The sequence below is a fragment of the Polynucleobacter rarus genome, assembly GCF_003072505.1.
Classification (GTDB): Bacteria; Pseudomonadota; Gammaproteobacteria; order Burkholderiales; family Burkholderiaceae; genus Polynucleobacter; species Polynucleobacter rarus.
Genome location: NZ_NTGB01000001.1, coordinates 814509 through 840403, shown reverse-complemented (window position 1 = coordinate 840403; position 25895 = coordinate 814509). Strand labels below are relative to the sequence as shown.

Sequence of the window (25895 nt, the reverse complement as noted above, 5' to 3'; positions counted from 1 at the left end):
TTATTTTGGTGTTCTTAGCACCAAAAACAGGAATGCTTTTGCATAAAAACGAAATCACCACAATGTTTGGTTTTTTAGAAATTCACCCCAGTTTCTTGGGATAACTGCATCAGACTTTGAATAGTGTCTTCTGGCAGAGTTAATCCTTGGGCACGATATTTTTGGTTCGCTAGAGTTTCCATCTCTCCAGGGTAAAAAACTTGATCAAATCCTTGAGCCAAAGGAACATCTTTTAGCGATGCCACATAGGCCTCGATTTTTTCTTCAAATTCTGATAATTTTTGAAATGCGTCCACATTCATACAAATCATCAAATGTCCTGCGCCACTTCGATTCACCGGGTCGTATGGACCATGGACTTGATCTAAGAATGAACTACCCGAAAGAACTCCGGATAAGATATCGATCATGACCCCGAACACATAACCTTTGTGACCCGCCATAGGTAAAATCAAGCCCTCAATCGCTGCAGCCGGATCCGTTGTTGGTCGCCCCTCTTTATCAATCGCCCAATCATTTGGAATTGGCTCACCACGGTTTTTCGCAAGATAAATTTTGCCTCTAGCAACCCCTGAATTAGCCATATCCATGACTATCGCATCATGTTTGCCGCCAGGCACAGCAATTGACCAAGGATTAGTACCGATTTTCTTCTTTCGACCACCCCAGGGTGCCATGTTCGGGCCAGCATTACTCATTAACATGCCAATACAACCTTGTTTAGCAGCCATCCTTGTGTAATACATACAAGTGCCAAAATGATTCGAGTTTCTAACTGAAACCACACCAATACCGTGTAATTTAGCTCGCTCAGTCGCTTGTAAAACAGCTTGCTTAGCAATAACCGGACCAAGACCATCATTACCATCTATCACAGCAACAGCGCCTGCATTGACTACTGTATCAACTTGAGTAAGTGCTTTCATGGCTCCAGACTTTAAGCGGGCAAAATACCAAGCAAGTCTTAAAACACCATGCGATTGATGCCCCCATAAATCTGCTTGAACTAGAGTATCAGCAGCAAAATCAGCATCTTCCTTGGGAACCCCAATAGATTGGTACACTCGAGAACAAAAATCAATGAGCTGCTCCGACTGAATCGGAGAATTATTGATTGGAAAATTAGTTGTCATACAAAGCCTCAAAGCCAAAAATAAAGTGAGTTGGCTGTTAATTAAAATTGATAAAGGATGGCGGGATTATCCACTAGTATTTTTTTTATCATTTGAGAGTCTTGCGCCCAAGCTGCAAATCGATTCAAGGCATGACCATCATCAATTGGATGAAATGGTTCAATGCTCTCTTTGACTCTAGGTACGCCAGGATGCGCTCCAGAATGCGGCCAATCACTCCCCCAAACCAAACGATCAGGATTCATTTGGATTAATTTTCTCGCTAAATCTGTAACGGCTTGCCCATCAGGATTATTTGAGATGCGTTGAGGAGCAGACATTTTCATCCATACTTTGCCACTTTCAAGTAGCTCAAAAATATCCTTTAATCCTTCTTGATTTAAACCTAAATCAGCTGGGATACGTGCAAAGTGATCTAAAACAACCGGTATATCACTTTGTAAAATCACCTCTTTCAGTTGAACAATTAGGGCCACATTAGAATAAAGTTGAACGTGCCATCCCATGGATTGAATGAGCCGAGCCGTCTTTATAAACTTTTCTTTAGCCGCTGTTGGCTCATGCATACCAGCAGTTTCTAAATTGAGTCGCGCTCCCCTAAAACCTGCTTGATGTAGGGATGCTATTTCTTGCAAAGAAACTGTATCTTCTTCGATTACCGCAACACCTCGCGCATTTTGATGAAAGAAAGCAATCCCATCTTGAGACCGTTGGTTATCAACTCCATATGGACTTGGATGAACAATCACTAAACGTTCTATTCCTATTTTCTGATGCAATTGTGCTAAGTCTTCTTCACTCGCATCACTTGGGGTATAGGCCCTATCCTCTGAATAAGGGTATTTGCTCTCTGGACCAAATACATGCACATGACAATCGCAAGCACCTTTTGGAATGCTAAATTGAATCTGTTCTTGCTCTACTTTTGGCAACATATAACTCCATTATTTATCGGTGATTAACTCTTTAGTAGTAATATTAAACCTAAAATAATTGAATTAAATTTTAAAAAAAGAGACTGATGAATTATTCTACAAATTTCCCCAGCGTTAAAAATCAGGTTAGTCCTGAAGAATGGCAAACCCGCGTTGAACTAGCAGCATGCTACCGCTTGATTGATTTATACGGCATGTCAGATTTAATTTACAACCACATCACATCAAAAATTCCGGGTACGGAGCATCTTTTGATTAATCTTTACGGTTTACTTTATAAAGAAATAACCGCCTCAAGTTTAGTGAAAATTGACATCAACGGAAACATCTTATCGAGTCCACAAACTGATTACGGCATTAACAAATCAGGCTATGTAATACATGGCTGTATTCATGAGGCAAGGAAAGATGTCAACGCGATTATTCATACCCATACTCGAGCAGGTATGGCTGTATCAGTAATGGCCTGTGGCCTTCTACCAATTACTCAAACTTCAATTCGCTTTGTAGGTCATCATGGTTATCATGAATTCGAGGGCCCGGCAATTGATCTAGAGGAACGTAAGCGACTAGTAGTTGACTTGGGTAATCACGATGCAATGATATTAAAAAATCACGGTCTACTTACCTGCGGTGCAACTGTTCAACAAGCTTTCAACACCATGTATCAATTAGAACTGTCCTGTCGAGCTCAAGTCGATGCAATGGCAAGTGGCCAGTCTTTAAACATGCCAAGTAAAGAGGTCTTAGAAAAAACGGCCCACTTATATCAACCTGGCACAAGAAGACCTTATGGAGTCCTAGAATGGCCAGCAATGATCAGATATCTTGAGGCAGAATCAAGAAATTCTGGTTATCCACGCTACGATTCTTAGATACACTTCAGTAACAAAACCACACTATAACAACGACAACTACAGAGAGACTGCCATGAAAAAAATTGCTTTTGGAATACTACCATTCATTTTTTTAATATTGGGTTTGCAACAACCTGTTTACGGCCAAACCAGTGATTATCCTAATAAGCCAATTAAGATCATCGTGCCTGTTGCTGCAGGTGGAAACGTAGATATTATTGCGAGAACCTTAGGCCTTGAAATTGGTAAGATCTTAAATCAAACTGTCATTGTAGAGAACAGACCCAGCGCAGGTTCGATTATTGGTGCACAAGCAGTTGCTAAAGCTGCACCAGATGGCTATACGCTCCTAGCTAATTCCAGTACCTTTTTTTCTTCTTCCCTAATATCTGCTAATGCTGGCTATGATCCAGTCAAGGACTTTGCACCGATTTCACTCACAGGTAAAGTTCCCATGTTTATTTTAGTCAACCCTAATGTAAAAGCTAAATCGATTCAGGAATTTATTCAACTCGCAAAAAATAATCCAGAGATGGCTTCTGGAAGCAGTGGTAATGGCTCAACTGGTCATATTGCAACCGAAGTGTTTGCTCAGAAAACTGGAACTAAATTTACCAATATTTTTTACAAGGGCAATGCACAATCAATGCTTGATGTAATGAGTGGTGAAGTACCCATGATGTTTGATCAACTTAGTACTGCATTGCCAAATATGAAAGCAGGTAAGGTTCGGGCTTTAGCCATTACCAGCTTAGAGCGATCTCCTCTTGCGCCAGAAATTCCAACGATGGCAGAGTCAGGCTTTACAGGATACGAGGATGTTACTTTAACGATTCTCGTGGCACCTGCTGGAACCCCAAAAGAAATAACCCAAAAATTAAATGCGGCCGTTCAAAAAGCATGGGCGCAACCTGAGCTAAAAGCTAGATTTGCTGAAAAAGGAATTGAGTTAGTAGCCAGTCCATCAACGGAACAGTTTGGAAACCTGATTAAATCTGAAGTCAGTCGGCTATCAAAAGTTATCAAGGATGCCGGTATTAAAGCAGAATAATTGAATTTAGAAAACCTCAGCCAATCATTTTGTCTGAGGTGGCACAATCCAGTCAGCGGGATCAATTGGATTACCCAGTTCAAAATTGGCAATGTTTTTCATGCCATGTTCTATCACACTGATAACAGCTTCAATCACACTTGCCCCTGAGTGAGGAGTTACCACCACCTCATCAAGATGTAATAGAGGATTATCAGGCTTTGGTGGCTCATTGGCAAAAACGTCTAAGCCAGCGCCACGAATCATTTTTGCTTGAATAGCGTCTATCAAAGCTGCTTCATCAATCAACTCGCCTCTTGCAGTATTGATAATAATTGCATCTTTTTTCATTAATGATAAATTTTCAGCATTAATGATGTTTTTTGTTTGCTCAGTCAGGGGTGCATGGAGACTCAAAATATCACTTCGTTTTAAGAGTGTTTCAAAATCGACATATTCAATATTTAATTTACGCTCTACCTCAATGTCTAATCTGGTTCTAGTGCAATAAATAATTGGTGTATCGAATCCTCTGAGTTGCTTGATTACTTGTTTCGCAATATTCCCTAAACCAAAAATACCAACCGTTTTACCAACGAGTTGTGAACAAGTTACCCTGAGTTCTGAATTAATCCACTGGCCATCAACCAGTGATTTACTTGCATAAGGCAACTTCCGGAGAGTTGCTAACATGAGTAAGATAGCATGCTCAGCGACTTGAGAAGCGTTGGCTCCATTAGTGATCGCAACAGGTATTCCTCTGTCCTTCGCTGCCAATAAATCAATCTTATCGACTCCAATGCCCCATTTTTGAATGAATTTGAGACTTGGTGCATTTTTGATTAAATCAGCATCTAGGTAGGTACCACCTAAAAATGCATAATCTGCGTTTTGTAATAATTCGCGATGTTCATCACGATCATTTTGAGATGCAATCTTAAGATCAAAACCATTTGGCAGAAATCGAAAAAGCTCTTCAGCTGTTTTTTTCGCCACGGGAGTTAAAAAGACAATTTGAGGTTTTTTCATGAGATTATTTTAATGGATTGAATATAGATTAGACAGCTAGAAAAAATAATGCTAACAAACACTAAAGTCATACATTCAGCCTAAATTGCTATCTTAGGTGATCTTTTATCTTTGTTTTAACGAAGATTTGACTAAGAATGTTGGATTTTTTAAAAAAAAGTGACTATTTTATCTATTTATTCAAAAAAATCAATAATATTCGTTGACTTATCCCTAAACAAATAACAAAATGTTCATTCAGTTCGTTATTTTTAGTAAGTTACTGGTAAATAGCGAATCGAGGTGAGGGTGTTTATCTATTCATCTTCAGATTTATCAGTTTAATTTTTTATTTGAAAGTTCTTTTTTATGGCAACAGGTATTGTAAAGTGGTTTAATGATGCAAAAGGTTTTGGTTTCGTAACTCCTGATGAAGGTGGTGAAGATTTATTCGCTCACTTCTCAGCGATTAATATGAATGGTTTTAAAACCCTCAAAGAAGGTCAAAAAGTCTCTTTTGAAGTGACTCAAGGACCAAAGGGCAAACAAGCTAGCAATATTCAAGCTGCCTAATTACCTTTCAAATTTTCTGCCTGTTAACTTTGTTACTAATCAGTACTCTATTAATAGGTAGAAGTCATTATGTTTTTCTCCCCTACCGAAAAATCCCTTAATTATTGATGATACATTGATCCCTTAACCAGGAATAATCAATGCGATTTCATCAAGAAATTTTTTAGGATCTTGTTTGTAGGAAGGGATGTTTTTTTAATTAATTTGTTTCAACTAACGAAAGTATTTATGGCAACAGGTATTGTAAAGTGGTTTAACGACGCTAAAGGTTTTGGTTTTGTAACTCCTGATGAAGGTGGCGAAGATTTATTTGCTCATTTCTCAGCAATTAACTCCAATGGTTTTAAATCTTTAAAAGAAGGCCAAAAGGTTTCTTTTGAAGTAACAACTGGTCCTAAAGGCAAACAAGCTAGTAACATTGTGCCTATGTAATTAAGTCATAACGACTTAGGTACTAGATTGATGTTTGTTTGAGTCTGTAATTTGAATTCTTTGAGTTCAATTTACAGACTTTTTATTTTTTTAAATTCGTAATCACTAATGATGTTGGTGCAGTTCGGTTAATTGAGTTGTTCTTCAATCAAATTCGTTGCTTCTTCACTTGCAACAATCACGACTTTCAATCTAGCCCTTGTCAAAGCTACAAATAGTTTATTTTTTTCATGTGTACTCCATGAAGTAAAGTCCACTTCAGTGATAATCACTGCATCAGCAGACAATCCTTTGAATCGATAAATAGTATCCACCAAAACATCTCCGTTACTCCAGATTGGTTGATTTTCAGGACTATATCCAATTAATTTCTTTATCGGCTTATTGGCTATATGCATCTGATTGGAATTCAGAATCTCACTTCGATTAGCGCCACAAAAAGTCACGATTGCGATATTGGCAGCATCATATCCATTATTTAATAAATTTTGAACTTCAATTTGGGTCGCTTTAAATAGTGCACCTTTTTCTAATTTTTGATAAGTTCTCAATCCGGTCAACTCCCCTATCATGGGACTGCCACTAACTATTTCCTCACTAGTTAATTGCAACTCATTAATTAAATCAACAATGAGTTTTGGAGAACGGAAATTAATTGGTAATTTAAAATTTACCCAGCCTCCCCAATCGTTCATAAGTCGATCAGGATAAATGGTTTGACCCACATCTTCCATCCAAATGATTCTTCCATCAGGCTTGACCATTTGACAAATTGAGTCTCTCCACTCAACCTTAAAGTCTTGTCCTTCATCAACAACTAAATAATCAAACTGATTGGCAAGTTGTCCTGCATGCTTTGCAAAAATCATTTCTAATTCTAAAAATGCTTGAGTAGATAACAAATTAACAGGTAAGTTTAATAAATCAGCAATATTTTTTGCAAGTTCATGAAAAGTAAAACAAATTTGAGGGTTGGGTACAAATTTTTTAATCGAATCTACCAATGGTCTGTTAAAGCATAAATACAGGCCATAAAGATTTTTTTCATTCGCTAGACTTAATTCTTTTAAGGCGAGCTGAGTTTTACCTGAACCTGCGGTGCCTTGAATATGCAATCGAAACGGACTAAATTCTAATCGGTGTACCCAATCACTAAGCCCTCGTGATAAATTAAAACTAACCTCTTTAACCTGTTGGCTGAGAACACCAACATTAGGTGTTAACTTTAATTGCGATATAAGGAATCGGTGAATATCCTCATGTAACGCTAAATTCTTCGGGAGTGAATCTGTGTAAGATTCCAAAATCTCTCGGATTATCTCAGGTAAGTTATTTGCATTAGAGCTATCGACAATACGCCCTACATTCACCGGCACAGCCGCGCTGTAGTTTGAGGTAGGCAAATACAATATGTGATCAATTTGCAAGGCAAGGTGGGGATGCGTATCTGAAAACTTGGTTCGAAGATTAGAAATATTTCGAACAATCTGGGATGTTACGACTTTTTCTTCTTGATTTTTTCCGTAACGAGCAATTAAATCACCTTGTCGAAATTCTAATTCAATATTTTTTTGTTCTATTGCTAACAAACGTCCATTGGGATGAAGTATTAAAAAATCAATTTCACCATAGATAGCTTTTCCTTTAAAGTTGCTCCAATGGACACCATGAAATATCTCATACTGATCTGACAAACCCGCTTTGAGTTTTTCTAAAGTCTCAAATTCACTACTGTAAATTTCAGTAGAGTAGGTATCTAAATAGTCATCAGGATAAAGGCGTGCCATGGATCAGATATCTTTTAAACGAGTAATGTCCACAATACGGTCAACGCATTATATGTGGGAATTTTTAATCATGAGTTGCTTCGAATAAATCAGGAAAGCTTGTTACATGAATTCAATGTATCATGTAAAAGATGACGATTCAAGTAATGTTAGGATCATACAATGAAGTATTTCTGATTCAAATGTTGGATGCTTTAAATTTCAGTGGGCAGGCTATCAACTTCAAAGACTTTAGAGAATATAATTCTTTTATTCCGAATACTTCATCCAAGAGCTGGTAAATTGATGCAGAACAAAAAAAAGAGACTTCGATTCATCCAATACTCCCTTTATTTGATTGGTTTTATTTTTACAGGACTTGCTCATGGTGCGGCTTATCCTACCAAGCCAATCAAGTTAGTCGTTCCCTTCGCTGCAGGAGGTGGTAACGACTCTGTCGCTCGAGTAATTGCAGCTAAACTAACTGAAAAACTAGGTCAACAAGTATTTATCGACAATAAACCTGGCGCTGGAGGTAGTCTTGGCGCCGATTTCTCAGCTAAATCTGCACCAGATGGATATACGATATTTTTAGGTGGTATTGGTAGTTTGGCCATTAATCCAACATTCAATAAAAACCTCGCCTATCATCCTACTAAAGACTTTGAACCTATTATTCTACTAGCTGAGGCTCCTCTTCTAGTAGTAACAAATCCAAAAATTCCAGTTAATTCCATATCACAGCTAACTGAATACCTCAAATCACGTCCTGGGCAAATTAACTATGCTTCTAACGGTAATGGTAGTTCAGCTCAATTAGCCGCAATGATGTATGAGTCGATGGCAAACGTTGAGATGGTTCACGTCCCTTATAAGGGCTTGGCACCGGCAATGACTGACTTGTTGTCTGGCCAAGTACAAATAATGTTCAGTAGTGTTGTAGCAATTGCTCCTATGGTAAGTAGTAACCGTCTCAAAGCAATTGCCGTAACAAGTAAAAAACGTAGTAAGGCATTTCCACAATTACCAACGATGGCGGAGTCTGGATATCCAGACTATTCAACGGGCTCGTGGTATGGACTTCTAGCTCCTGTAGGCACTCCCTCAGAGATTATCACTAAAATCAATCAGGCTGCTAATAGTTGTTTGCAAGACAATTCAGTAAAAGAACAATTACTGCAAGAAGGAGCTGAGCCAATTGGCGGAAGCGCTCAACAATTCAAAAAATACATTCAATCAGAACTTGATAAAACAATCAATTTATTTAATCAACAGAAATTGGTCGCTCAGTAATAGGAAGGGACTAATTTTTCTTATGAAAAGTTTTAATTCAATATAAAAATAATCTACTTCAAAAACTCGAACCTGGTTGCTGAAGAAATTCGATTTCCTCAACAGAAGACTCTCTCCCTAAAATGTGATTACGATGGGGATAACGACCAAAGAGTTGAATAATTTCCTTATGCCGCTTTGCAGATCTAGCATAGGATTCACAGCCTTCTTGTGAAAAAAATGATTCAGCATAATCATGAACAAGAAGAGACTCACTATGCATCATCGGCATATACAAAAATCCCTTTTGATCTGGTGTCATTCCTGTATCTGCATGAGCATCTATTGCAACCATGCTTAAGGCTAGAGCCATTGGGTCGCACTTAAATGATTCTGGTTTATCGCGAAACATATTTCTAGAAAACTGATCTAATACGATAATTTCTGCAAGTCGACCCAATGGGTATTGACGCCAAGAAAAAAGTTCACCCGCATGGGCCGCTTTGTGGATCTCTTGAAATCGATCCGCAATCATACGATCAAAATCAATAGATTTTATCCACCAATCTTTTGGTGCAATTTCTACAAACCAAAAATCAATTATTTGCCCAAAGTTTTTTTCCATCATATCTCCATATTACCAATTTCTTTTAAAAGTGAAATAAATGAGTTATTTGAATCAATGAATCTCATGAAATGGCAGAAGTTACTGCCACTACTATATAGCGAGTCTTTAATGAAGGCAGAAGTGAAGTTGCGCTTGAAGCTGAAGAGCTCTAATATTAAGTAAATATAAATCTACAGGAGATACAAAGTGACTGACACGAATACCAACAAAAATCATGATTTACTTATGGGAAATATGATGTACCAACCAATGATGATTTCTAGCATCATTAAGCATGCTAAAAACCATCACGGATCGACAGAAATTGTCTCTCAAAGAACTGAAGGTGATGTTCACCGTTACACTTATGGCGATTGTGAATTGCGTGCCAGAAAAATTGCTCAGGCACTGAACCGATTTCAACTAAAAACTAGCGATAGAATTGCTACCCTTGCATGGAATGGTTACCGTCATTTAGAACTTTATTATGGGATTTCTGGTAATGGTATGGTTTGTCATACCATTAATCCTCGCTTGTTTGAGGATCAAATTAGTTATATTATTCATCACGCTGACGATCAATGCATTTTTTTTGATATTACTTTTCTGGCTTTAGTCGAAAAACTATATCCCCACTGCCCCAATGTAAAACACTGGGTATGCATGGTGGATAAAAACAAGATGCCTGAAAGTTCTGTACTGCCGATTTTTTGCTACGAAGATCTAATTGATAAAGAAGACGGTAATTTTGATTGGCCTATTTTTGATGAAAATACGGCCTCAGCACTTTGTTATACATCGGGTACGACTGGTAATCCAAAGGGTGCGCTTTATAGTCATCGATCCACGCTTCTTCATACTTACGCATCCGCCCTTCCTGACTCTCTTAATATATCAGCCATGGATACCATCATGCCTGTTGTGCCAATGTTTCACGTCAATGCATGGGGAACTCCTTATAGTTGTGCGATGGCAGGATCAAAAATTGTTTTCCCAGGAGCAAATCTAGACGGAGCCTCACTTTATGCACTAATTGAGTCAGAGCAGGTCACCATGTCCGCTGGAGTTCCAACGATTTGGGCTGGACTTTTACAATATGTTTTAAAAAATCAACTAAGATTCTCAAGTTTTAAGAGAACAGTCATTGGCGGCTCTGCTTGCCCTCCTGCGATGATGGAAAACTTTGCTAATTTAGGTGTAAAAGTTATTCATGCATGGGGCATGACAGAACTTTCTCCTTTAGGAACAGTTGCAAGCCTCAAAGCAAATGACTTGAAAAAAAATCAAGAGAATCAAAAGTTAATTTTACAAAAGCAGGGTAGATCCTTATTTGGCATTGATATGAAAATTGTCGACGATGTTGGACAAACTTTAATAAACGACGGAAAAGCATTTGGTAATTTAATGGTCAAAGGATCTTGGGTCATTTCGGATTATTTCTCCTCAGATCAATCCCCCCTTCTCGATGGCTGGTTTCCAACAGGTGACGTAGCAACTATCGATACCGACGGATGTATGCAAATTACCGACCGAACTAAAGATGTAATTAAATCTGGTGGTGAATGGATTTCTTCTATTGAAATTGAGAACATTGCTAGTGCACATCCTGATATTTTAATTTGTGCCTGTATTTCAACCCCACATCCTAAGTGGGATGAGCGACCTATTTTGGTAGCTGTAAAAAAACCAGAAGTAACTAAAAAAGAGGATGACTTAAAAGCTGATTTACTAGCTTTTTTGACTGGAAAAATTGCCAAATGGTGGATGCCAGATGACGTTTTATTTATAGAAGTGATGCCCTTAACCGCAACTGGAAAACTTTTAAAAGTTAAATTACGAGAAATGTTGAAGGACTATAGTCTCAAATCATAGTGAATCAACTAAATCTTGATTTTTGAACGCTTGAAGATCTTTTCAAATTACAAGTTCGGTTCAAGAAAAAGTTAAAGAGGCAACTATGATAATGGGGTGGCTGATGGGGCTCGAACCCACGACAACAGGAATCACAATCCTGGACTCTACCAACTGAGCTACAGCCACCGTAGAAAAGAATATTATTTTAACCTAAGATTACATTCAACTGAAGAATTACTTAGAAAAAAATAATTTATTTTTTGTTGTAGCTAAGTTTGTGCGGAATTTGTCTTAATCAGTAATCTTACAAACCCACTCACGCTTACCAAATTCGCCAACAGATTCGTCAAAAATTAACCATACTAAGAATGATTTAAAACCAGATGTCATGTATTTCATTTTTATTCCTTCACAGTGTCTATGAAAGAATATTACTGTATAAATAAACAGTAATCAATAGTTATTTGTTGAATCATCAGCAAAATGTTGCTTTTATGCTGTGCATAAGCACAGTATTCCATTAATTTACACTATTTTTATCTTTTTGTGGGCTCCAAAGAGTAATTGGTGACATATTTTCGGGATAAAAACCTAATTTACCCTCATAAATCTCACGTATCCTAGCAAAATCAATCTCTTCATCGCCCGTCATCTTAAAAAAAGAAGTTAAGCCAATCGTTTTTTTTCCATAATCCAAGTAAACAAAACCAACTGGATAATTTGTTTCTAGCGCAATATGATAAAAACCACTTCTCCACCCTAGTGTTTTTATTCTAGTTCCCTCAGGAGTAATAGCCAGCCAAAAGTAACTGGCCTGAGCCATATTCTGAGCTATGTTCTTAACATAACCTTGCGGGCTATTTCTTATCACGGGACTCCCCCCCAAGTAACTTAACCACCAACCAACTACAGGGATTTTAAATAAGCTATCCTTTGCTAAAAAATTTGCTTTAATACCGCATGCGGACTTGGCTATCATACAAAGAAAAAAGTCGAGGTTAGATGTGTGGGGATATGCCGCTAATATACCGTGCGTGCCTGGCAATCCGGGGACTATGAGCCTCCATCCAAGAAGCTTCAACAAAAAAGTGGCAAATTTACTTCCTTTTACAGGAATAGTTATTGGTAATGATGTACTCAAATGCATCTCTTCTTAATGTAAAAAAGTTTAGAGCTCAACTTTTAAATAACATCGCTCTTAAACTTTGCTCGAATTGCTTTTTAAAAGCAGCCCTTTTTTGAAAGTGTATAAATTTACCAATTTCTTTGATCTGGCCTTGGTATTGAATGCCGATTAGTTTACTACTAGTAAGTTCGTTGGATAATTTTATCCATTCGGCGTTCGCCTTAAAAGTAGTAACTTGATTAGCATTAGCCGTTGTCACTGTAAGCATCCCATTCTCAAGCGCGATCTCCTCAAAATCAGTGGCGTGCTTGGCATAAATTAGTAAAGCAATCGCTAGGACAACTAACTCTATTAAAGTAAATGGCAACACCAACCAAACTCCTTGTAATAAAAAAAAACTAGCAACCATCAATGAAAAACAAGACTGAGCAAGATAAAATAGACCTACTTGTTTGGGTGTAAATGAGCAATTTTTTTTAAAAATCCAACGACTTGGTTCAAAATTAGTATTCATATGAAAATTATTCCTCAAATCAGCTTTTTTTGCTTACTCACACTATTTTTATTTATTTCTGGATGTAGTCGTCATGATTACACTACTTGGGAATGTCGAGGGGTGTACCCTGAAACCAAAAAATTCTCATTCATTCTAGATGGGTCCAGTATGCAATTTGATAATCGTCAATTAAAGTTTTGTGGAAGCCTCGGCAACTCCAGCTTTTTTGATGAGTTTTGTCCAGCAAAAATAGAAAGCTCAAAAGTTGTTTTTATCTCAAAAAAAGGCGACTTTATTGAAGATTTGCATGCTTATCGCTGTTCTGCACTTTAAATTTAGGATGTATTAATGTTGAATACAATGCTTTTGCTTAGAATGTTTTTAGGCGTTCTTTTTACCTTCTGGCTCCTTCAATCGATTCAGCACACGGTTATTCCTCGTCATTTTCGTCAATTAAAAAAATCAGAGTTTTACTTAGCCGTAGCCTTTGGAACGGTCCTTTATGTGTATTTACCGCCAGCGTGGTTCATCATCGTCATCGCTTTATATCTTTATCATTTCAAAATTCGATCGTTAAAATAAATTCATTGTCCAATTCCATCATCAAGGCTTAATTTGAGCTATGAATACAATCATTTCAGAAATTTTAAGTAATACTAAAACTATTGCCGTTGTTGGTCTTTCAGCAAAGCCAGAAAGACCTTCCTATGATGTTGCGCTTTACATGCAAAAACAGGGTTTTCGTATTATCCCAGTCAACCCAAACGAGGAAATCATTTTAGGTGAAAAGTCTTATCCAAATTTATCCGCAATTCCCTTCAGTATTGATTTAGTCAATGTATTTCGTAAATCACAGGACTGTAGTGAAATTGTTACTGAGGCCGCCAAAGTCAGAGCGAAACACGTGTGGTTACAATTGGGTGTTGTAAATCTAGAAGCTCAAGCAATTGCTACCAACGCAGGAATCAATTTTGTGATGGATCGATGTTTAAAAATTGAACATTTTCTTATAAAAAAATGAATAAAATCCCCTTCTTCTTTGTTCTTGCCTTACTGTTGGTCTGCTTAAGCTCTCAACGATATGCTTTGGCAAATGTAATAGAGCCAACACACATTACCGATATCCACGCACCAAATTTAATTCATTTGGGGCATGGAAATTACACTAGGTTCGGCTTTGAAATCTATCAAGCACATTTGTATGTTGATGAAACAAAGCTAATCAAAAAATTCGCAATTATTCTTGATTACGCCAGACAAATTCAAAAAGATGTTTTAATCAAAGCAACTATCGAACAATTAGAGAAATTAGGATATCCAACTAAAAAGACTTTAGAGTGGAAAAGTCACTTAGATAAGATTTATCCGAATATTAATAAGGGTGATCAATTTGCGGCAATTTATAGCCCAACAAGTGGCACTACTTTTATTTACGGTGATAAGATAGTTGGAAATGTTTTGGATCAGGATTTTGCTGAAGCATTTTTTGGAATTTGGTTATCCTCAAAAACCTCAGATCCAGAACTACGCTCTAAGCTTTTAGCAAAAACATGTCCAGAATTCATTCTTCAATCCTTATCCTGTCAGTGATGGTGCAACCATGCAAGCATTAATATCCGCGTCTCAAAGAGACAGCCTCCCAATTGAATGTCCAGGTTGGAGCCTAATGCCATCTCGGGATGCACTACAAAAGATCTTTATCTTTAAAAACTTCAAAGATGCTTTTAGCTGTATGTCAGAAATTGCAATCATTGCCGAAGAAATCAATCACCATCCTGAGTGGTTTAATGTCTGGAATCGCTTAGAAGTCACGCTATCAACCCACGATAGTGGTGGCCTGACAGGCAAAGATATCGAGCTTGCTAAAGCAATCGATCTTATTTGCGGAAAATTGAATCGCTAGGGGTATTAGTTCCTCGCTAATTCCTCTTTTAAAATTAGCGAGACTACATATTGGTAATGTTCATTTCGTCAAGAAGATCCAGAATGAGATCTAACCTTAACCTTGGATTTTCTATCCCTAACAAATGTTCTTTTTGTCCTGAGTTAAGAGGCAATAACTCGGCCCAACGATTTGCTACCCAGCCACAATCTTGTAGTAGATAAGGTTGTTGGAAAGGCATTTGGGATTCTAAAACACCTTGTAGTTTCATTGAATCAATTACTTTAGATAAGGCTGAAGAGCATACTTTTAACTCATTAGGAATAGGTGTAATCTGATCTTCCAACAAGATATTTACTTCTGCTTGCCATTGGCCATTACTTAATTTTTCTGAATTGATTACTTTAAACCTAGCACCTCCAGAACAACGGATGAAATATAAATTGGCTTGAACTGGATCATACCGATCAATGTTCGCCAAAGTTCCAACTTGAGAAAAATGAACCTCTTCAACTGGGCTACGCACTTCACCACCACTATTTAGGGTGACGATACCAAACGGTGATTCTGTTTTCACACAATCCTTAATCATATTTAAGTATCTCACTTCGAAAATTTGTAACTCCATTACACCCTTTGGAAACAGTGTAGAACTCAGTGGAAATAAAGGTATAGTGATAATTTGTGATGAGAGTGTCATGAGATTTCCTGCCAAATTGGGTATTTAACCATCGCGAGATTAAAGATTTCAGAGTTCTGAAAACACTCTATCCAACGATTTGTTGATTGTAAATTTAATTCCATAAACTTTTCCTCATTCGTTCGCATAAATTGCCGAACAAATGGGAATAACGCAATATCGACCATACTAAGTTCATCACCCAAGATGTAGGGCGAATCAATTAGTGTTTTTTCAATTGGTCCAAAATATTGATCAAGAGCCTGTTTTAAGGTTTCCTGAGGCGAGTTAGCTGGATACCTTTCTGGATATTTGTATGCATCTAATAACTTTTTAAACACATCGTCATTTAATTTAAACCAACTTGCCATCGTTTCATCCACACTACTCGATGCTTTATTCCACATTACTCGATGGGGCACTGGGTTGATTTGATAAGCCCACAACATAATATCTAAACTTTGCTCCAAAACCCTTCCATCAGGAAGCAACAAAACAGGAACGGTTCCTTTAGGAGATAGACTGATCATGCTAGACGGTTTGTTTCTTAAAGAAATCTCCCTTAATTCAATTTGAATGCCAGCGTCAATCAATGCCATTCTTGACCTCATGGCATATGGGCAACGCCGGTAGGAATACAAGATGGGAATCAAGAAAAGGCTCCTCGTTTAATCATTGTATTCGTCACGAGGATTAGGTCTACTTAATGGCACGATATTATTCTTATCTATTATTTTCAAGAATTTTTTAATGATCTTATAGATATCCAAATCAAATTCAGGCTTTCCTGCACTCAACAACTCAAACACTTCCTCTTCATTAATTGCAGTTCCTAAATAACACCAATGATCGATCAGGTGTAATTCGTTTCCTTCCCTAATACCAATAGGGGTTTTAAATGGCCAAACACTGACTTTGAATTTTTTTAAAGCCAGCATTAAACGTAAATGGTAGGATTCAAGTGATTCAGCTCCAACACAAGCTCCTCGGCATTGTTTTACTTGAAAACCAAAACAAGACTTACCAGGCATCAACTTTTCTATCCCAAGGAGACCTTCACACAACTCATTTTTTTTAGCGATGGATTGTAAAGTTTTCATTGCCTCATTACGACTATAGAATAATCCATACAGATGTTCTTGAACACCAGGCTGTAAATCATCATGACGCACTAACTGCGGGGTAATAACATTGCCATCATTTGGCATAAAACGCCAGGCACAGAGATCCTTTGAGCGCCTAAGCTTGATATTCAAACTTGGCAATTTCTCTTTAATCAGCCTAGATTCAAGTAATAAGGCGCCAATTTCTCCCGCAGTCTCTATCCAGTCAATATCGGCTACTTGCATAGATAGTTTCATTTCTTTGCGAACACTTAATGCACTAGAGAAATGACCTAAAACCCTAGTTTTTAAAGCATTACTTTTACCAATATAAATTGGGACCCGGTTTTCAGCATAAAAAAGATATACCCCAGGACGATCTGGAATCGCTTCAATCAATTTTTCATCAATTTTGGGTGGCAAACTTGGATGCGCCAAAAGTGCTTTTACTGACTCTTGAAGACGATTTACCCCAAATCGACGTATACAGAGGTCCCAAAACTGCTCTAGAACTTGGGCATCCCCTAGGGCTCGATGTCTCGAACTCACTGTTAACTGATGAGTTGCAATGATCGTATCTAAATTATGTCGCGGCTGCTCCGGAAATAGAAGTCGCGATAACTTCACAGTACATAGGACCTTAGCCCGAAAATCTAAATCAGCACGCTTAAATGATGCCTTCAAAAAGCCATAATCAAACCTAGCATTATGAGCAATAAATATCTTGCCTTCTAGTTGCTCATAAATTTCTCGAGCGACTTCTGCGAACGGGGGTTCATTTGCAATTAAATTATGATCAATTCCTGTCAATCTTTGAATATTTTGAGGAATAAAAACCCCAGGGTTAATTAACCTACTCCACTCATGAAGCTGACCATCTTGGAGAGTAATCACAGCAACCTCAGTAATACGGTCCCGATCGGAATTACCTCCGGTTGTTTCTATATCTACAAAAGCTAAGGGTGGGAAATCAGAAATAAGTGCGCTCATATGAAAAACAGTGAATGATCAAAACCAGAAAAAATGAATAAAATTTCCCCTAAAAGGATTATGCTTGAAATATAAAATATTTTATTAATCTCAACTTGGAATGCTTTTTTCAAGATTATGCATAACTCTCGACGAAAATTTATACAACAAACTATTTTAGGAAGTTATTTGGGCGCTCAGGGCAGCTTATTATTTGCCGAATCCCCAACCAAAATTCAGTCGCCTAGTTTAAAAAAGGCAAAAATAGTAATCGTTGGTGCTGGGTTTGGTGGAGCTGCGACCGCAAAATATTTAAAAATCTTATCAGGTGGGCAGATTGATGTGATCCTCATAGACCCCTCACCAAGTCTGATTTCATGTCCGTTATCTAATCTTGTCATTAACGGACAAATGCAGATTTCTGACATCACTAAAAGTAGAGAGCTACTTCAACAAAAATATGGTGTTAGAGTAATTCAGGACACTGTCGAGCGAATCCTTCCAGAAGTGAAAAAAATTGTTTTACAACAAGGAATGACGGTCCCCTATGACAAATTAATTCTATCTCCTGGGGTGGATATGATTTGGGATAGTTTGCCCGCCATGAAAGACCCCGTTCTGCAAAATCGTTTCGTGCATGCCATGAAAGCAGGATCACAAACTCTAACTTTAAGAAAACAACTAGAGTCCATGCAAGACGGGGAAGTTTTCGCTATATCGATCCCTCTTGCACCCTACCGCTGTCCGCCCTCGCCTTATGAGAGAGCCAGTCAAGTAGCAAATTATTTTAAAAAATATAAACCACGATCAAAAATTCTAGTGCTAGATGCCAATGCAGAAATCACCTCAAAATCCACCTTATTTAAAAAAGCTTGGTCGAACTACTACCCCAACATGATTGAATACAGAAATAACCATACATTGGTAGATGTGGACGCATCAGAAAATGCCTTAATGTTTGAAGTTCAAGATGATGTTAAAGCAGCCGTTTTAAATGTAATTCCGCCTATGCGAGCTGGTGACATTGCGTTTCGTTCAAACCTGGCTAATATCAATAAACGATGGTGCGAAATTGACTTTTTGACCTATGAATCAAAAATGATTTCTGATATTCATATTTTGGGAGACGCCATCCAAAGTTCCACCCAAACACCAAAATCTGCGCAAGTTGCAAATGGACAGGCCAAAATTTGTGCATCCGCTATTTACCAACAATTAGCAGACTTACCAATCAATAAAACCCCCACATTTTCAAGTATTTGTTATAGCGTTTTAGGAGAAAAGACGGGAGCACACATCTCAACCATGCATCAATTTGACCCAAAAATGCAAAGTATGGCGGTGGTTCCTGGGTCGAATAGCATTTCAACCGTGGACAATGCTCAGGAATATTCTGCTGCGATAAAGTGGGCACATGATATTTGGTCTGACACCCTGATTTAGAAATTTTTGTAATTTTTTTACAAATTTCAATTTTTAAACAATAATTCAATATAAACTAATAAAGTTGTTTAATTAAATTCCTAAAACTAGAGGAGATCAAAGATGCAGTTGAATATTAACGGCAAAATGCACAATATCGATGTAGAACCCAATATGCCCCTTTTATGGGCAATTCGCGAAATCGTTGGTTTGACTGGAACTAAGTATGGCTGTGGAATCGCCCAGTGCGGCGCCTGTACAGTTTACTTGAACGGTGAACTAGCAAGATCGTGCTCTATCCCAGTGTCCTCAGTAGGTAGTATGAAAATCACAACGATCGAAGCTTTATCAGCCGACAATACTCACCCTGTACAAAAAGCATGGATTGCATTAGATGTTCCACAATGTGGCTATTGTCAGTCAGGCCAAGTCATGGCAGCAGCTGCTCTCTTGAAAAGAATTCCAAAGCCTACGGATGCTGACATTGACAATGCCATGTCCAACATTTGCCGTTGCGGTACTTATCAAAAGATTCGTGATGGTATCCATGTTGCTTCTGGTCAAAAGAAATTAGCAGAAGTTCTAGCTACCTATGATGCGACTCCTCAATCACGCGGATAAGAGAGACAAAAATGACTAAAATTACAGATAATCAAGTAGATCAAATGAACTTAGAGAGCCAATCCCGTCGTCGCTTTATCGTTGATACATCCTTTATTGGTGGTGGCTTAATGTTAGGCATCGGTAGCTTTGCAAGCACTGAAGCTATGGCAGGCACAAGTTATAATCAAAATACGATCATGAACTCATCTTCTCCTGAGGTGAATGCATGGGTCAATATCAAGCAAGATGATACTGTGGTGATTCGTATTGTTCGTTCTGAAATGGGGCAAGGTACAAGAACTGGTCTAGCACAATTAGTTGCTGAGGAGTTAGAATGCGACTGGAAAAAAATTATTACAGAGTCACCTACTCCAGGTCAAAGCGTTGCAAGGAAAAGAGTTTGGGGTGAGTTTAGTACCGGTGGAAGTCGCGGTATTAGAACTTCTGAGGACTACGTAAGAAGAGGTGCTGCGGCAGCTAGAATTATGCTATTGCAAGCAGCTGCTAACGAATGGAATGTGCCCGTCTCAGAGCTAACAGTCAATAAGGGCGTAATTTCTCACAAATCTGGCAAGAAAACCACCTACGGTAAAGTTGCCGAGGCTGCAGGGAAAATAACTCCGCCAGATCCAAAATCAATTACGCTTAAAAAACCAAGCGAATGGAAAGTTGCTGGTAAGCCGCTTGCTAGACTCGACACCGCTGACAAAGTAAATGGTACTAAAGTTTTTGGTGTGGATTTACAGTTGCCTGGCATGTTATGTGCTGCTATTAAAGCTTCCCCCGTTTTTGGTGGCAAAGTTAAATCTTATGACGAAAACAAAGTCAAAAATTTACGTGGTGTTAAGGGTGTTGTTAAAGTTGGTGACAACGCAGTTGCAGTGGTTGCTGATACTTTTTGGCGTGCTAAAGTTGCCCTCGAGGCCCTCCCAATTGAATGGGATGAGGCTGGTAACGGCAACGTAAACCAAGCTGATATTGAAAAACGCCTAAGAGAAGGTTTAGAGGAGGTTGGTGATTTCTGGCAACGTAAAGAAGGTGATGCTGTAGCAGCAATCCAATCTTCAGGGAATGTTGTTGAAGCCGTTTATTACACACCTTACCGTTCACACGCCAATATGGAGCCGATGAACTGTACAGTAAAATTCACCCCAGAAAGAGTTGAAGCTTGGGTTCCTACTCAAAATGGAGAAGCATCACATGCTGCTTTAGCTGAAGCGGCAGGATTGCCACTGACGCAATGCGAGGTGTATAAACTTGATCCAGGAACGGGTCTTGGTCGTCGTGGCGGTACTCAGGAATATGTGACTCAGGCAGTAGGGATTGCTAAAAACTTCCCAGGTGTACCAGTAAAAATGATGTGGTCACGTGAAGAAGATATGACACACGATTACTATCATCCGATTGCAATGGCTAAAATGAGAGCCGGTATTGATGCTAACGGTAATATGACGGGCTTACACGTTAAAGTTTCTGGTCAATCCATTAACTCAACTGTCGCGCCAATGGCGATCAAAAATAATAAGGATGTAAGACAGCTTCAAGGTTTCTACGAGGAAGCTGGTGATGCGCAATTAGGCTATAAATTCCCAACCCTACTCACTGAGTATGTCATGAAAAATACCCATGTACCAGTTGGTCCATGGCGCGGTGTAAACACGAACCAAAATGGTATGTTCATGGAAATTTTTATGGATGAGTGTGCTAAGGCCGCTGGTAAAGATCCTTTAGCCTTCCGTCAAGCTGTCATGAAAGATCATCCTAAACATTTAAATGTACTCAATGCAGCAGCAAAGCGTAGTAACTGGGGTAAACCACTGCCTAAGGGTGTTCACCGTGGTATCGCTCAGTTTATGGGTTACGGTAGTTATTCCGCATGTGTAGCTGAAGTTTCTGTAACAGATAACATCGTGAAGATTCACAAAATGGTGTTTGCGCTAGATTGCGGTCACGTCGTGAACCCATACGTAGTGCGTGAGCAAGTAGAAGGTTCAGTAGTAATGGCCCTTTCTTCGATTTTCAATCCAGAAATTACAGTAGAGAACGGTAGAATCAAGCAAACTAACTTTGACTCCTACCCTCTCTTGAGATTAGCCCAAAATCCAAAAGTGGATACGGTCTTAGTACCAACATTTGATTTCTGGGGTGGCGTTGGCGAGCCGACAATTTGCGTAGTTGGACCAGCAGTTATCAATGCTATTTCAGCAGCACTTGGTAAGCCTCTACGCAACTTCCCACTAATTAGAGAAGGCTTGTCTATCGCTTAAGTTCACCTCAAGCTATAAAAATCCCATTACTTGTAATGGGATTTTTTTTTACTTCTTAGCGTCTAATGGAGGGGCCTTCCCAAATCATCCCTTCAGACCTATTCTTTAAAAATAACTCGAGTGAGCGAAGATCACGATGTCCACTTGGAGGGATAGCAGCTTGAACACCTGAATAACAGGCCCTCAAGCGCCGATCCATCGAGCCCATCGCTTGCCAACTTTGACGATAAATCGGAAATCCCGTAATATAGCCTGGACTAATCACATCCGATCTTAAATTTTTACCAATATTCAAATCATGACATTGGGTACAAGAAAGATTAACCCTTCCCTGACGTTGAGTATAAATGTGGGCTCCATGATTCAGTGCTTCTTGCCAAGCCGTTTTTTCTGCAGGATCAATTGGAGATTGAACTTGCACCTTTAAGCCCTTTGCACTATCAGATAGAAAGGTAGACACCGCTAAAACGTCTGCGCTTTCAAGAGATAAACCTGTAATCTGTTTTTTTGCAAAACATTGAACAATCTGATCCTCTAGATTAACCAATTGATTTTTTTTCCAACGTGGAAAATCCACCACCGATTGACGAATCGAATTTAGATCTTGATGGCATCCTTGACAATCTTTTTGCCAAATTTGTGCTCCTTGATCAATCCACAGAGTAATTGGATTGATTGATGAATCTTTTGATAAATTTAAAAGCTCGCTCGTTAAAAATTGATTACCACTTTGTCGCGATTCAGCCCAAACAAATCCGTTACTAATTAGACAAAATAGAGTTATTAAAAAAATCAGACGCGAACTGATTATTAGACGAATGACATTCAATTTGGATCAGTCCTTACGATTTAAAACTAATCAATTCTTTTTCAGTTTGACCTGTATTACCTTGGTCATCAACCCAGTTCACAGAAAGAGTACCGCCCTTTTCTGGGACCTCGATTAGAAAACTAATTAATGGATTTGCTGCAATACCAGTCCCCACTTCTGCGGTAAAAATTGTTTCTTGATTGAGCTTAACAACAACACTCTCAATGATATTTTTAGGAATTTGATCAATACCGTTATCAGCCATCCGAAATCCCGTTTCCATAGGATGACCAATCAAAATACGAACTTCAACCGTTGCACCAGGTTTAGGATTACCAATAAAGCTGACCCGAATTGGAAATTTATTATGCGTTGCCATCATAAACCTTTGTTATTGAGAGATTAAGTTGCATCAAAACAAGCGTTCAGGGTCACGACAGATGGCACAGAGTTAGCAATTTTCTGACCATTGTCTAGTGTTGCAATCACCCATACATCCTGACTTAAAGCCAAACGAATTCGAGTAGAAAATTGATAGGAACTTTTAGCTTGGGGGACTTTTACTCGAATCACCATTGGAAATGGGTTCTCAGGAGCGATAATTTCAAAAGACTGAATCAACTTTCCTGCTGGTGCTTGTAATTTGATAGTAAAGGGAATTGAATTACCAGTATCCGCTAGAGGCGGAATATCTAATTGAATAGCCTTTTCATTCATTGTTAATTTTTTTAATGACGCCGGTTGATATTCTGGAAATTGGCTTTGCATCATTTGTACAGCCTGCAGCTTTTGCGCAAATGAGTTGGTAGATTTAGCCATTAAAAGCATACCTGAAAAGACCAGTAAAAAGTCTCTTTTCGAGTAACTCAAATTAGTCCCAAACTTTTTAAGCGATTGCTGATCCACTTTTCGCATTCAATCATCCTTCTGAAATATTCAGATTCAATATAAGATTTGATTGTAATTGGTTTTATTGATAACTACTTTAACATTACAAGCACTTCAACCACATCATTAATTTGCTGCGAATCTAAAATAGGTTTGGGGATGTTAGGATTATTGATATTAGTCTGACTACCATATGGCGGCATCAAGGTTTCAGGGTTCATGCGTCTTGCATCGGTAACCCACTGCCTTAATTGGTCCGGAGAATATTTAGCGCCAACTTTACTCAATGGTGGTGCAAAATTCCCTTGCTTCTCTTTTATACTTTTTTCAGAAAGATAAATAGTGTGGCAAGTAATGCAATTGCCCTGTCTGCCATCTTGCATAATTTTCCAACCGGGCATAGCAGTGACTTTTTGCTCTAATTCCATTTGTTGAGCGGATACATTCACTGAACTCAAAAAAGAAACAAACACCAGCATTGCAAGTCTGTGAAAGAAGAAATATTTCTTGTTATTCATGATTGTTTCATTTTAATAAATAAAACAATCATGCAAGCCAAATAGCTTTATTTTAGCCATGGCGCTTTGAGATCATTTAAACCCGCAATGACTTTTGGCATCATGGATAAGTAACCACTTTGTCGACCAATAATCCAAGCTGTGGCCACATCTAATTGAGCAAGATTTCTTTTCGATAACAATATTTCTGCAGTAGCTAAATCATTCATTTGCCCCAACAACTCTTGAGCTCGCGACAGCGTTTTCGTATAACGAGCCATTTTATTTTTTGGGAATAACTGAACAAAAAACTCAAATGAATAACGAAGCTTTTTTAAATAAAGTCGAAGTTGATGGCTTTCCTCTAGGCTTCTGCTCGGTACAGATAACTCTCTTTGGAAACGACGATGACGACGCTTCAATAAGCGAGTTGCGAACTGCTCTGTATTTTCTGGCACAATCGGCTCTGCAGTTGATTGACTCTCAAGAATCATCTTTTGGCGATTCTTTATTTCTGGATGCGTTTTTAAACTCATCACAGCCTCTGCGAAAGAAATCACTTTCACCGAATAGTTTCGATGTCCAAAAGTGGCAATCGCACTTTGATGACCAACTGCTCTTTCAGTAAAAGCGAATTTCTCTAATTCCACAATATCAGGATGATTACCAAAGGTTTGCTTTAACAAGGGCAAGAGTTCATCACTAAAAACATCCCAATTTCTAGCATCACCTAGAGCATTAGCTAAATCTCTCCAGATATTATTCCAATGACCAACAAAGGTCATTGGCAGAACAGGAGCAAAGAGCTTAATTGCTGATCGAATTCTACGCATTGCAACCCGAGCTTGATGAATATACTCATCGTCGTTATCAAGCAAAATACCAACATCATTTAGTTGTAAATGATAAAGACACTCAAAACAAATAAGTTGAAAAGTATCTAATGGATCAGCCTCAGGATTAATTTCTACAATGGCTGGTTTGACTGGCGAAATTACTATATTCTGGTACAAACGATAGCCAATTTCCGCTTTAGAGCGACTAGAAGGATGTAACCTCACCCTACGACTGAGAACTCGTGCTAAACCGAATAAATTAACGGGATTACCTTCTAATAACTCTAACTCAACTTCACAAATCTCTGAATCATAAAGAAATCCATCTGGCCGCTTTGTTACTATTTTGCCCTGGTCAATCGCAACTTCGATTTTTGAACCTCGAAATTCGACATCCCAAGTTCGTCTAACAAATTCTGTGGTGAATATTGGTACTAATTGAGGAGCGAGCATTGTCATTTTCTCAGCTAACACTGGATCATCAATCAAAGTTTGAAAATCAAATTGCCCCGGAGTAGTTGGTGCTTCCCACTCTAATCGACGATGCAGTCCACCTAGTGATGGAGATGCCAATTTGACGGTAAGCAGTGTTTTACGAAGAATCTTGCGCTCTCTGACGGCTGCTCCGCTTTTCATTAAGGATAATTCAGGCGTGTCATAGTAAACATTGAAAAGTTTATGACGTTTGGACGGTCCACTGATTAAAGGATGCTCTAAAAGGACTGGTAATTGGTTGGCAGAAAAACTTAGCTTTAATTCAGTTTCTATAGACACAGTGAATTTATTACCTTATAAAGTTAAAAAATTGTATTTAGAAGGTGATTTTAATGAAACTGAAACAAATTTACT

At 38.4% G+C, this 25895-nt stretch carries 29 protein-coding genes and 1 tRNA gene; 14 read left to right on the top strand and 16 right to left on the bottom strand.

The features are described from left to right. Positions 1 to 74: 74 nt before the first annotated feature. Both AOC35_RS03945 and AOC35_RS03940 read right to left on the bottom strand, forming a co-directional pair. Complete coding sequence (locus AOC35_RS03945; RefSeq protein ID WP_108645870.1) at positions 75 to 1133, bottom strand: Ldh family oxidoreductase; 1059 nt, start codon at positions 1131 to 1133, stop codon at positions 75 to 77. Positions 1134 to 1174: 41 nt separating this feature from the next. Continuing rightward, positions 1175 to 2068, bottom strand: a complete 894-nt coding sequence (locus AOC35_RS03940; protein WP_108645869.1) for an amidohydrolase family protein — start codon at positions 2066 to 2068, stop codon at positions 1175 to 1177. 86 nt (positions 2069 to 2154) lie between these two features. Between AOC35_RS03940 and AOC35_RS03935 the strand changes: the two genes are divergently transcribed. Both AOC35_RS03935 and AOC35_RS03930 read left to right on the top strand, forming a co-directional pair. After that, complete coding sequence (locus AOC35_RS03935; protein WP_108645868.1) at positions 2155 to 2943, top strand: class II aldolase/adducin family protein; 789 nt, start codon at positions 2155 to 2157, stop codon at positions 2941 to 2943. Positions 2944 to 2998: 55 nt separating this feature from the next. Next, positions 2999 to 3976, top strand: a complete 978-nt coding sequence (locus AOC35_RS03930) for a tripartite tricarboxylate transporter substrate binding protein (RefSeq protein ID WP_108645867.1) — start codon at positions 2999 to 3001, stop codon at positions 3974 to 3976. A 24-nt stretch (positions 3977 to 4000) separates the two neighbouring features. Here the strand turns inward: AOC35_RS03930 and AOC35_RS03925 are convergent, their stop codons facing one another. After that, entirely contained in the window at positions 4001 to 4984 is a 984-nt protein-coding gene (locus AOC35_RS03925) for a 2-hydroxyacid dehydrogenase (protein ID WP_108645866.1), read from the bottom strand. A gap of 348 nt (positions 4985 to 5332) precedes the next feature. Here AOC35_RS03925 and AOC35_RS03920 point away from each other — a divergent pair, with 348 nt between their 5' ends. Both AOC35_RS03920 and AOC35_RS03915 read left to right on the top strand, forming a co-directional pair. Beyond that, positions 5333 to 5536 (top strand): cold-shock protein, encoded by a 204-nt coding sequence (locus AOC35_RS03920; RefSeq protein WP_084283571.1) that lies wholly within the window; start codon positions 5333 to 5335, stop codon positions 5534 to 5536. Positions 5537 to 5764: 228 nt separating this feature from the next. Continuing rightward, positions 5765 to 5968, top strand: a complete 204-nt coding sequence (locus tag AOC35_RS03915; RefSeq protein WP_108645865.1) for a cold-shock protein — start codon at positions 5765 to 5767, stop codon at positions 5966 to 5968. Between the two features lie 128 nt (positions 5969 to 6096). Here AOC35_RS03915 and AOC35_RS03910 read toward each other — a convergent pair whose 3' ends face one another. Beyond that, positions 6097 to 7755, bottom strand: a complete 1659-nt coding sequence (locus AOC35_RS03910) for a nuclease-related domain-containing DEAD/DEAH box helicase (protein ID WP_108645864.1) — start codon at positions 7753 to 7755, stop codon at positions 6097 to 6099. 285 nt (positions 7756 to 8040) lie between these two features. Here AOC35_RS03910 and AOC35_RS03905 point away from each other — a divergent pair, with 285 nt between their 5' ends. Then, entirely contained in the window at positions 8041 to 9027 is a 987-nt protein-coding gene (locus AOC35_RS03905; protein ID WP_108645863.1) for a tripartite tricarboxylate transporter substrate binding protein, read from the top strand. A gap of 58 nt (positions 9028 to 9085) precedes the next feature. Here AOC35_RS03905 and AOC35_RS03900 read toward each other — a convergent pair whose 3' ends face one another. Continuing rightward, positions 9086 to 9631: a DUF924 family protein gene (locus AOC35_RS03900; RefSeq protein ID WP_108645862.1), complete on the bottom strand. Its 546-nt coding sequence runs from the start codon at positions 9629 to 9631 to the stop codon at positions 9086 to 9088. A 228-nt stretch (positions 9632 to 9859) separates the two neighbouring features. Between AOC35_RS03900 and AOC35_RS03895 the strand changes: the two genes are divergently transcribed. Continuing rightward, positions 9860 to 11485, top strand: a complete 1626-nt coding sequence (locus AOC35_RS03895; RefSeq protein ID WP_281259301.1) for a 3-(methylthio)propionyl-CoA ligase — start codon at positions 9860 to 9862, stop codon at positions 11483 to 11485. A 92-nt stretch (positions 11486 to 11577) separates the two neighbouring features. On the opposite strand, the gene AOC35_RS03890 is transcribed toward AOC35_RS03895, so the two are convergent. From AOC35_RS03890 to AOC35_RS03880, 3 genes are all read right to left on the bottom strand, one after another. Next, a tRNA-His gene (locus AOC35_RS03890) sits at positions 11578 to 11653 on the bottom strand. Between the two features lie 334 nt (positions 11654 to 11987). After that, positions 11988 to 12608, bottom strand: a complete 621-nt coding sequence (locus AOC35_RS03885) for a 1-acyl-sn-glycerol-3-phosphate acyltransferase (protein ID WP_159077466.1) — start codon at positions 12606 to 12608, stop codon at positions 11988 to 11990. 34 nt (positions 12609 to 12642) lie between these two features. Next, on the bottom strand, positions 12643 to 13107 hold the full coding sequence (locus AOC35_RS03880; protein ID WP_108645860.1) for a DUF2244 domain-containing protein: 465 nt from the start codon (positions 13105 to 13107) through the stop codon (positions 12643 to 12645). Here AOC35_RS03880 and AOC35_RS03875 point away from each other — a divergent pair, their 5' ends adjacent. From AOC35_RS03875 to AOC35_RS03855, 5 genes are read left to right on the top strand one after another with little or no spacing between them, the layout of a single operon-like run. Continuing rightward, a complete protein-coding gene (locus tag AOC35_RS03875) occupies positions 13108 to 13422 on the top strand; it encodes a hypothetical protein (protein WP_108645859.1) in 315 nt (104 codons plus the stop codon). Positions 13423 to 13437: 15 nt separating this feature from the next. Beyond that, positions 13438 to 13671 (top strand): hypothetical protein, encoded by a 234-nt coding sequence (locus AOC35_RS03870; RefSeq protein WP_108645858.1) that lies wholly within the window; start codon positions 13438 to 13440, stop codon positions 13669 to 13671. A gap of 40 nt (positions 13672 to 13711) precedes the next feature. Continuing rightward, positions 13712 to 14110 carry a CoA-binding protein gene (locus tag AOC35_RS03865; RefSeq protein WP_108645857.1) on the top strand — a complete coding sequence of 133 codons (399 nt, stop codon included), beginning with the start codon at positions 13712 to 13714 and terminating at the stop codon, positions 14108 to 14110. Then, entirely contained in the window at positions 14107 to 14679 is a 573-nt protein-coding gene (locus AOC35_RS03860) for a chalcone isomerase family protein (protein WP_108645856.1), read from the top strand. Before AOC35_RS03865 ends, AOC35_RS03860 begins: the two co-directional genes overlap by 4 nt. Positions 14680 to 14689: 10 nt before the next feature. Beyond that, on the top strand, positions 14690 to 14992 hold the full coding sequence (locus AOC35_RS03855) for a 4a-hydroxytetrahydrobiopterin dehydratase (RefSeq protein WP_108645855.1): 303 nt from the start codon (positions 14690 to 14692) through the stop codon (positions 14990 to 14992). A gap of 43 nt (positions 14993 to 15035) precedes the next feature. Here AOC35_RS03855 and AOC35_RS03850 read toward each other — a convergent pair whose 3' ends face one another. The 3 genes from AOC35_RS03850 to AOC35_RS03840 are packed head-to-tail and all read right to left on the bottom strand — an operon-like array spanning position 15036 to position 17743. Beyond that, a complete protein-coding gene (locus AOC35_RS03850) occupies positions 15036 to 15671 on the bottom strand; it encodes an LON peptidase substrate-binding domain-containing protein (protein ID WP_108645854.1) in 636 nt (211 codons plus the stop codon). Then, complete coding sequence (locus AOC35_RS03845) at positions 15668 to 16303, bottom strand: glutathione S-transferase N-terminal domain-containing protein (protein ID WP_108645853.1); 636 nt, start codon at positions 16301 to 16303, stop codon at positions 15668 to 15670. Before AOC35_RS03845 ends, AOC35_RS03850 begins: the two co-directional genes overlap by 4 nt. A gap of 15 nt (positions 16304 to 16318) precedes the next feature. After that, a complete protein-coding gene (locus tag AOC35_RS03840) occupies positions 16319 to 17743 on the bottom strand; it encodes a 3'-5' exonuclease family protein (RefSeq protein ID WP_108645852.1) in 1425 nt (474 codons plus the stop codon). Positions 17744 to 17911: 168 nt separating this feature from the next. Here AOC35_RS03840 and AOC35_RS03835 point away from each other — a divergent pair, with 168 nt between their 5' ends. From AOC35_RS03835 to AOC35_RS03825, 3 genes are all read left to right on the top strand, one after another. Continuing rightward, positions 17912 to 19165, top strand: coding sequence for an FCSD flavin-binding domain-containing protein (locus AOC35_RS03835; RefSeq protein WP_159077465.1), 1254 nt, complete (start codon positions 17912 to 17914; stop codon positions 19163 to 19165). A gap of 102 nt (positions 19166 to 19267) precedes the next feature. Beyond that, positions 19268 to 19765 carry a (2Fe-2S)-binding protein gene (locus AOC35_RS03830; protein ID WP_108645850.1) on the top strand — a complete coding sequence of 166 codons (498 nt, stop codon included), beginning with the start codon at positions 19268 to 19270 and terminating at the stop codon, positions 19763 to 19765. A gap of 11 nt (positions 19766 to 19776) precedes the next feature. Beyond that, the gene (locus AOC35_RS03825) at positions 19777 to 22014 is read left to right on the top strand and encodes a xanthine dehydrogenase family protein molybdopterin-binding subunit (RefSeq protein ID WP_245898415.1); all 2238 of its coding nucleotides are present in this window, start codon (positions 19777 to 19779) and stop codon (positions 22012 to 22014) included. A 55-nt stretch (positions 22015 to 22069) separates the two neighbouring features. Here AOC35_RS03825 and soxA read toward each other — a convergent pair whose 3' ends face one another. The 5 genes from soxA to AOC35_RS03800 form a co-directional block, all read right to left on the bottom strand. Beyond that, complete coding sequence (gene soxA / locus AOC35_RS03820) at positions 22070 to 22843, bottom strand: sulfur oxidation c-type cytochrome SoxA (RefSeq protein WP_108645849.1); 774 nt, start codon at positions 22841 to 22843, stop codon at positions 22070 to 22072. A gap of 13 nt (positions 22844 to 22856) precedes the next feature. Continuing rightward, entirely contained in the window at positions 22857 to 23204 is a 348-nt protein-coding gene (soxZ, locus tag AOC35_RS03815; RefSeq protein WP_159077464.1) for a thiosulfate oxidation carrier complex protein SoxZ, read from the bottom strand. A 23-nt stretch (positions 23205 to 23227) separates the two neighbouring features. Beyond that, on the bottom strand, positions 23228 to 23740 hold the full coding sequence (locus tag AOC35_RS03810; protein WP_108645847.1) for a thiosulfate oxidation carrier protein SoxY: 513 nt from the start codon (positions 23738 to 23740) through the stop codon (positions 23228 to 23230). Positions 23741 to 23805: 65 nt separating this feature from the next. Continuing rightward, entirely contained in the window at positions 23806 to 24231 is a 426-nt protein-coding gene (gene soxX, locus AOC35_RS03805) for a sulfur oxidation c-type cytochrome SoxX (RefSeq protein ID WP_108645846.1), read from the bottom strand. A 47-nt stretch (positions 24232 to 24278) separates the two neighbouring features. After that, complete coding sequence (locus AOC35_RS03800) at positions 24279 to 25820, bottom strand: CYTH and CHAD domain-containing protein (RefSeq protein ID WP_108645845.1); 1542 nt, start codon at positions 25818 to 25820, stop codon at positions 24279 to 24281. Positions 25821 to 25895 lie beyond the last annotated feature (75 nt).

Bases quoted from the DNA above. Each gene is read 5' to 3' on its own strand.
- AOC35_RS03900 (WP_108645862.1), bottom strand. From the start codon at position 9,631: ATGGAAAAAAACTTTGGGCAAATAATTGATTTTTGGTTTGTAGAAATT.
- AOC35_RS03910 (WP_108645864.1), bottom strand. From the start codon at position 7,755: ATGGCACGCCTTTATCCTGATGACTATTTAGATACCTACTCTACTGAA.
- soxZ (WP_159077464.1), bottom strand. From the start codon at position 23,204: ATGGCAACGCATAATAAATTTCCAATTCGGGTCAGCTTTATTGGTAAT.
- AOC35_RS03880 (WP_108645860.1), bottom strand. From the start codon at position 13,107: ATGAATACTAATTTTGAACCAAGTCGTTGGATTTTTAAAAAAAATTGC.
- AOC35_RS03940 (WP_108645869.1), bottom strand. From the start codon at position 2,068: ATGTTGCCAAAAGTAGAGCAAGAACAGATTCAATTTAGCATTCCAAAA.
- AOC35_RS03870 (WP_108645858.1), top strand. From the start codon at position 13,438: ATGTTGAATACAATGCTTTTGCTTAGAATGTTTTTAGGCGTTCTTTTT.
- AOC35_RS03865 (WP_108645857.1), top strand. From the start codon at position 13,712: ATGAATACAATCATTTCAGAAATTTTAAGTAATACTAAAACTATTGCC.
- AOC35_RS03895 (WP_281259301.1), top strand. From the start codon at position 9,860: ATGGGAAATATGATGTACCAACCAATGATGATTTCTAGCATCATTAAG.
- AOC35_RS03920 (WP_084283571.1), top strand. From the start codon at position 5,333: ATGGCAACAGGTATTGTAAAGTGGTTTAATGATGCAAAAGGTTTTGGT.
- AOC35_RS03850 (WP_108645854.1), bottom strand. From the start codon at position 15,671: ATGACACTCTCATCACAAATTATCACTATACCTTTATTTCCACTGAGT.
- AOC35_RS03875 (WP_108645859.1), top strand. From the start codon at position 13,108: ATGAAAATTATTCCTCAAATCAGCTTTTTTTGCTTACTCACACTATTT.
- AOC35_RS03925 (WP_108645866.1), bottom strand. From the start codon at position 4,984: ATGAAAAAACCTCAAATTGTCTTTTTAACTCCCGTGGCGAAAAAAACA.
- AOC35_RS03905 (WP_108645863.1), top strand. From the start codon at position 8,041: ATGCAGAACAAAAAAAAGAGACTTCGATTCATCCAATACTCCCTTTAT.
- AOC35_RS03930 (WP_108645867.1), top strand. From the start codon at position 2,999: ATGAAAAAAATTGCTTTTGGAATACTACCATTCATTTTTTTAATATTG.
- AOC35_RS03830 (WP_108645850.1), top strand. From the start codon at position 19,268: ATGCAGTTGAATATTAACGGCAAAATGCACAATATCGATGTAGAACCC.
- AOC35_RS03825 (WP_245898415.1), top strand. From the start codon at position 19,777: ATGACTAAAATTACAGATAATCAAGTAGATCAAATGAACTTAGAGAGC.
- AOC35_RS03860 (WP_108645856.1), top strand. From the start codon at position 14,107: ATGAATAAAATCCCCTTCTTCTTTGTTCTTGCCTTACTGTTGGTCTGC.
- AOC35_RS03810 (WP_108645847.1), bottom strand. From the start codon at position 23,740: ATGCGAAAAGTGGATCAGCAATCGCTTAAAAAGTTTGGGACTAATTTG.
- AOC35_RS03855 (WP_108645855.1), top strand. From the start codon at position 14,690: ATGCAAGCATTAATATCCGCGTCTCAAAGAGACAGCCTCCCAATTGAA.
- AOC35_RS03945 (WP_108645870.1), bottom strand. From the start codon at position 1,133: ATGACAACTAATTTTCCAATCAATAATTCTCCGATTCAGTCGGAGCAG.
- AOC35_RS03840 (WP_108645852.1), bottom strand. From the start codon at position 17,743: ATGAGCGCACTTATTTCTGATTTCCCACCCTTAGCTTTTGTAGATATA.
- AOC35_RS03915 (WP_108645865.1), top strand. From the start codon at position 5,765: ATGGCAACAGGTATTGTAAAGTGGTTTAACGACGCTAAAGGTTTTGGT.
- AOC35_RS03935 (WP_108645868.1), top strand. From the start codon at position 2,155: ATGAATTATTCTACAAATTTCCCCAGCGTTAAAAATCAGGTTAGTCCT.
- soxX (WP_108645846.1), bottom strand. From the start codon at position 24,231: ATGAATAACAAGAAATATTTCTTCTTTCACAGACTTGCAATGCTGGTG.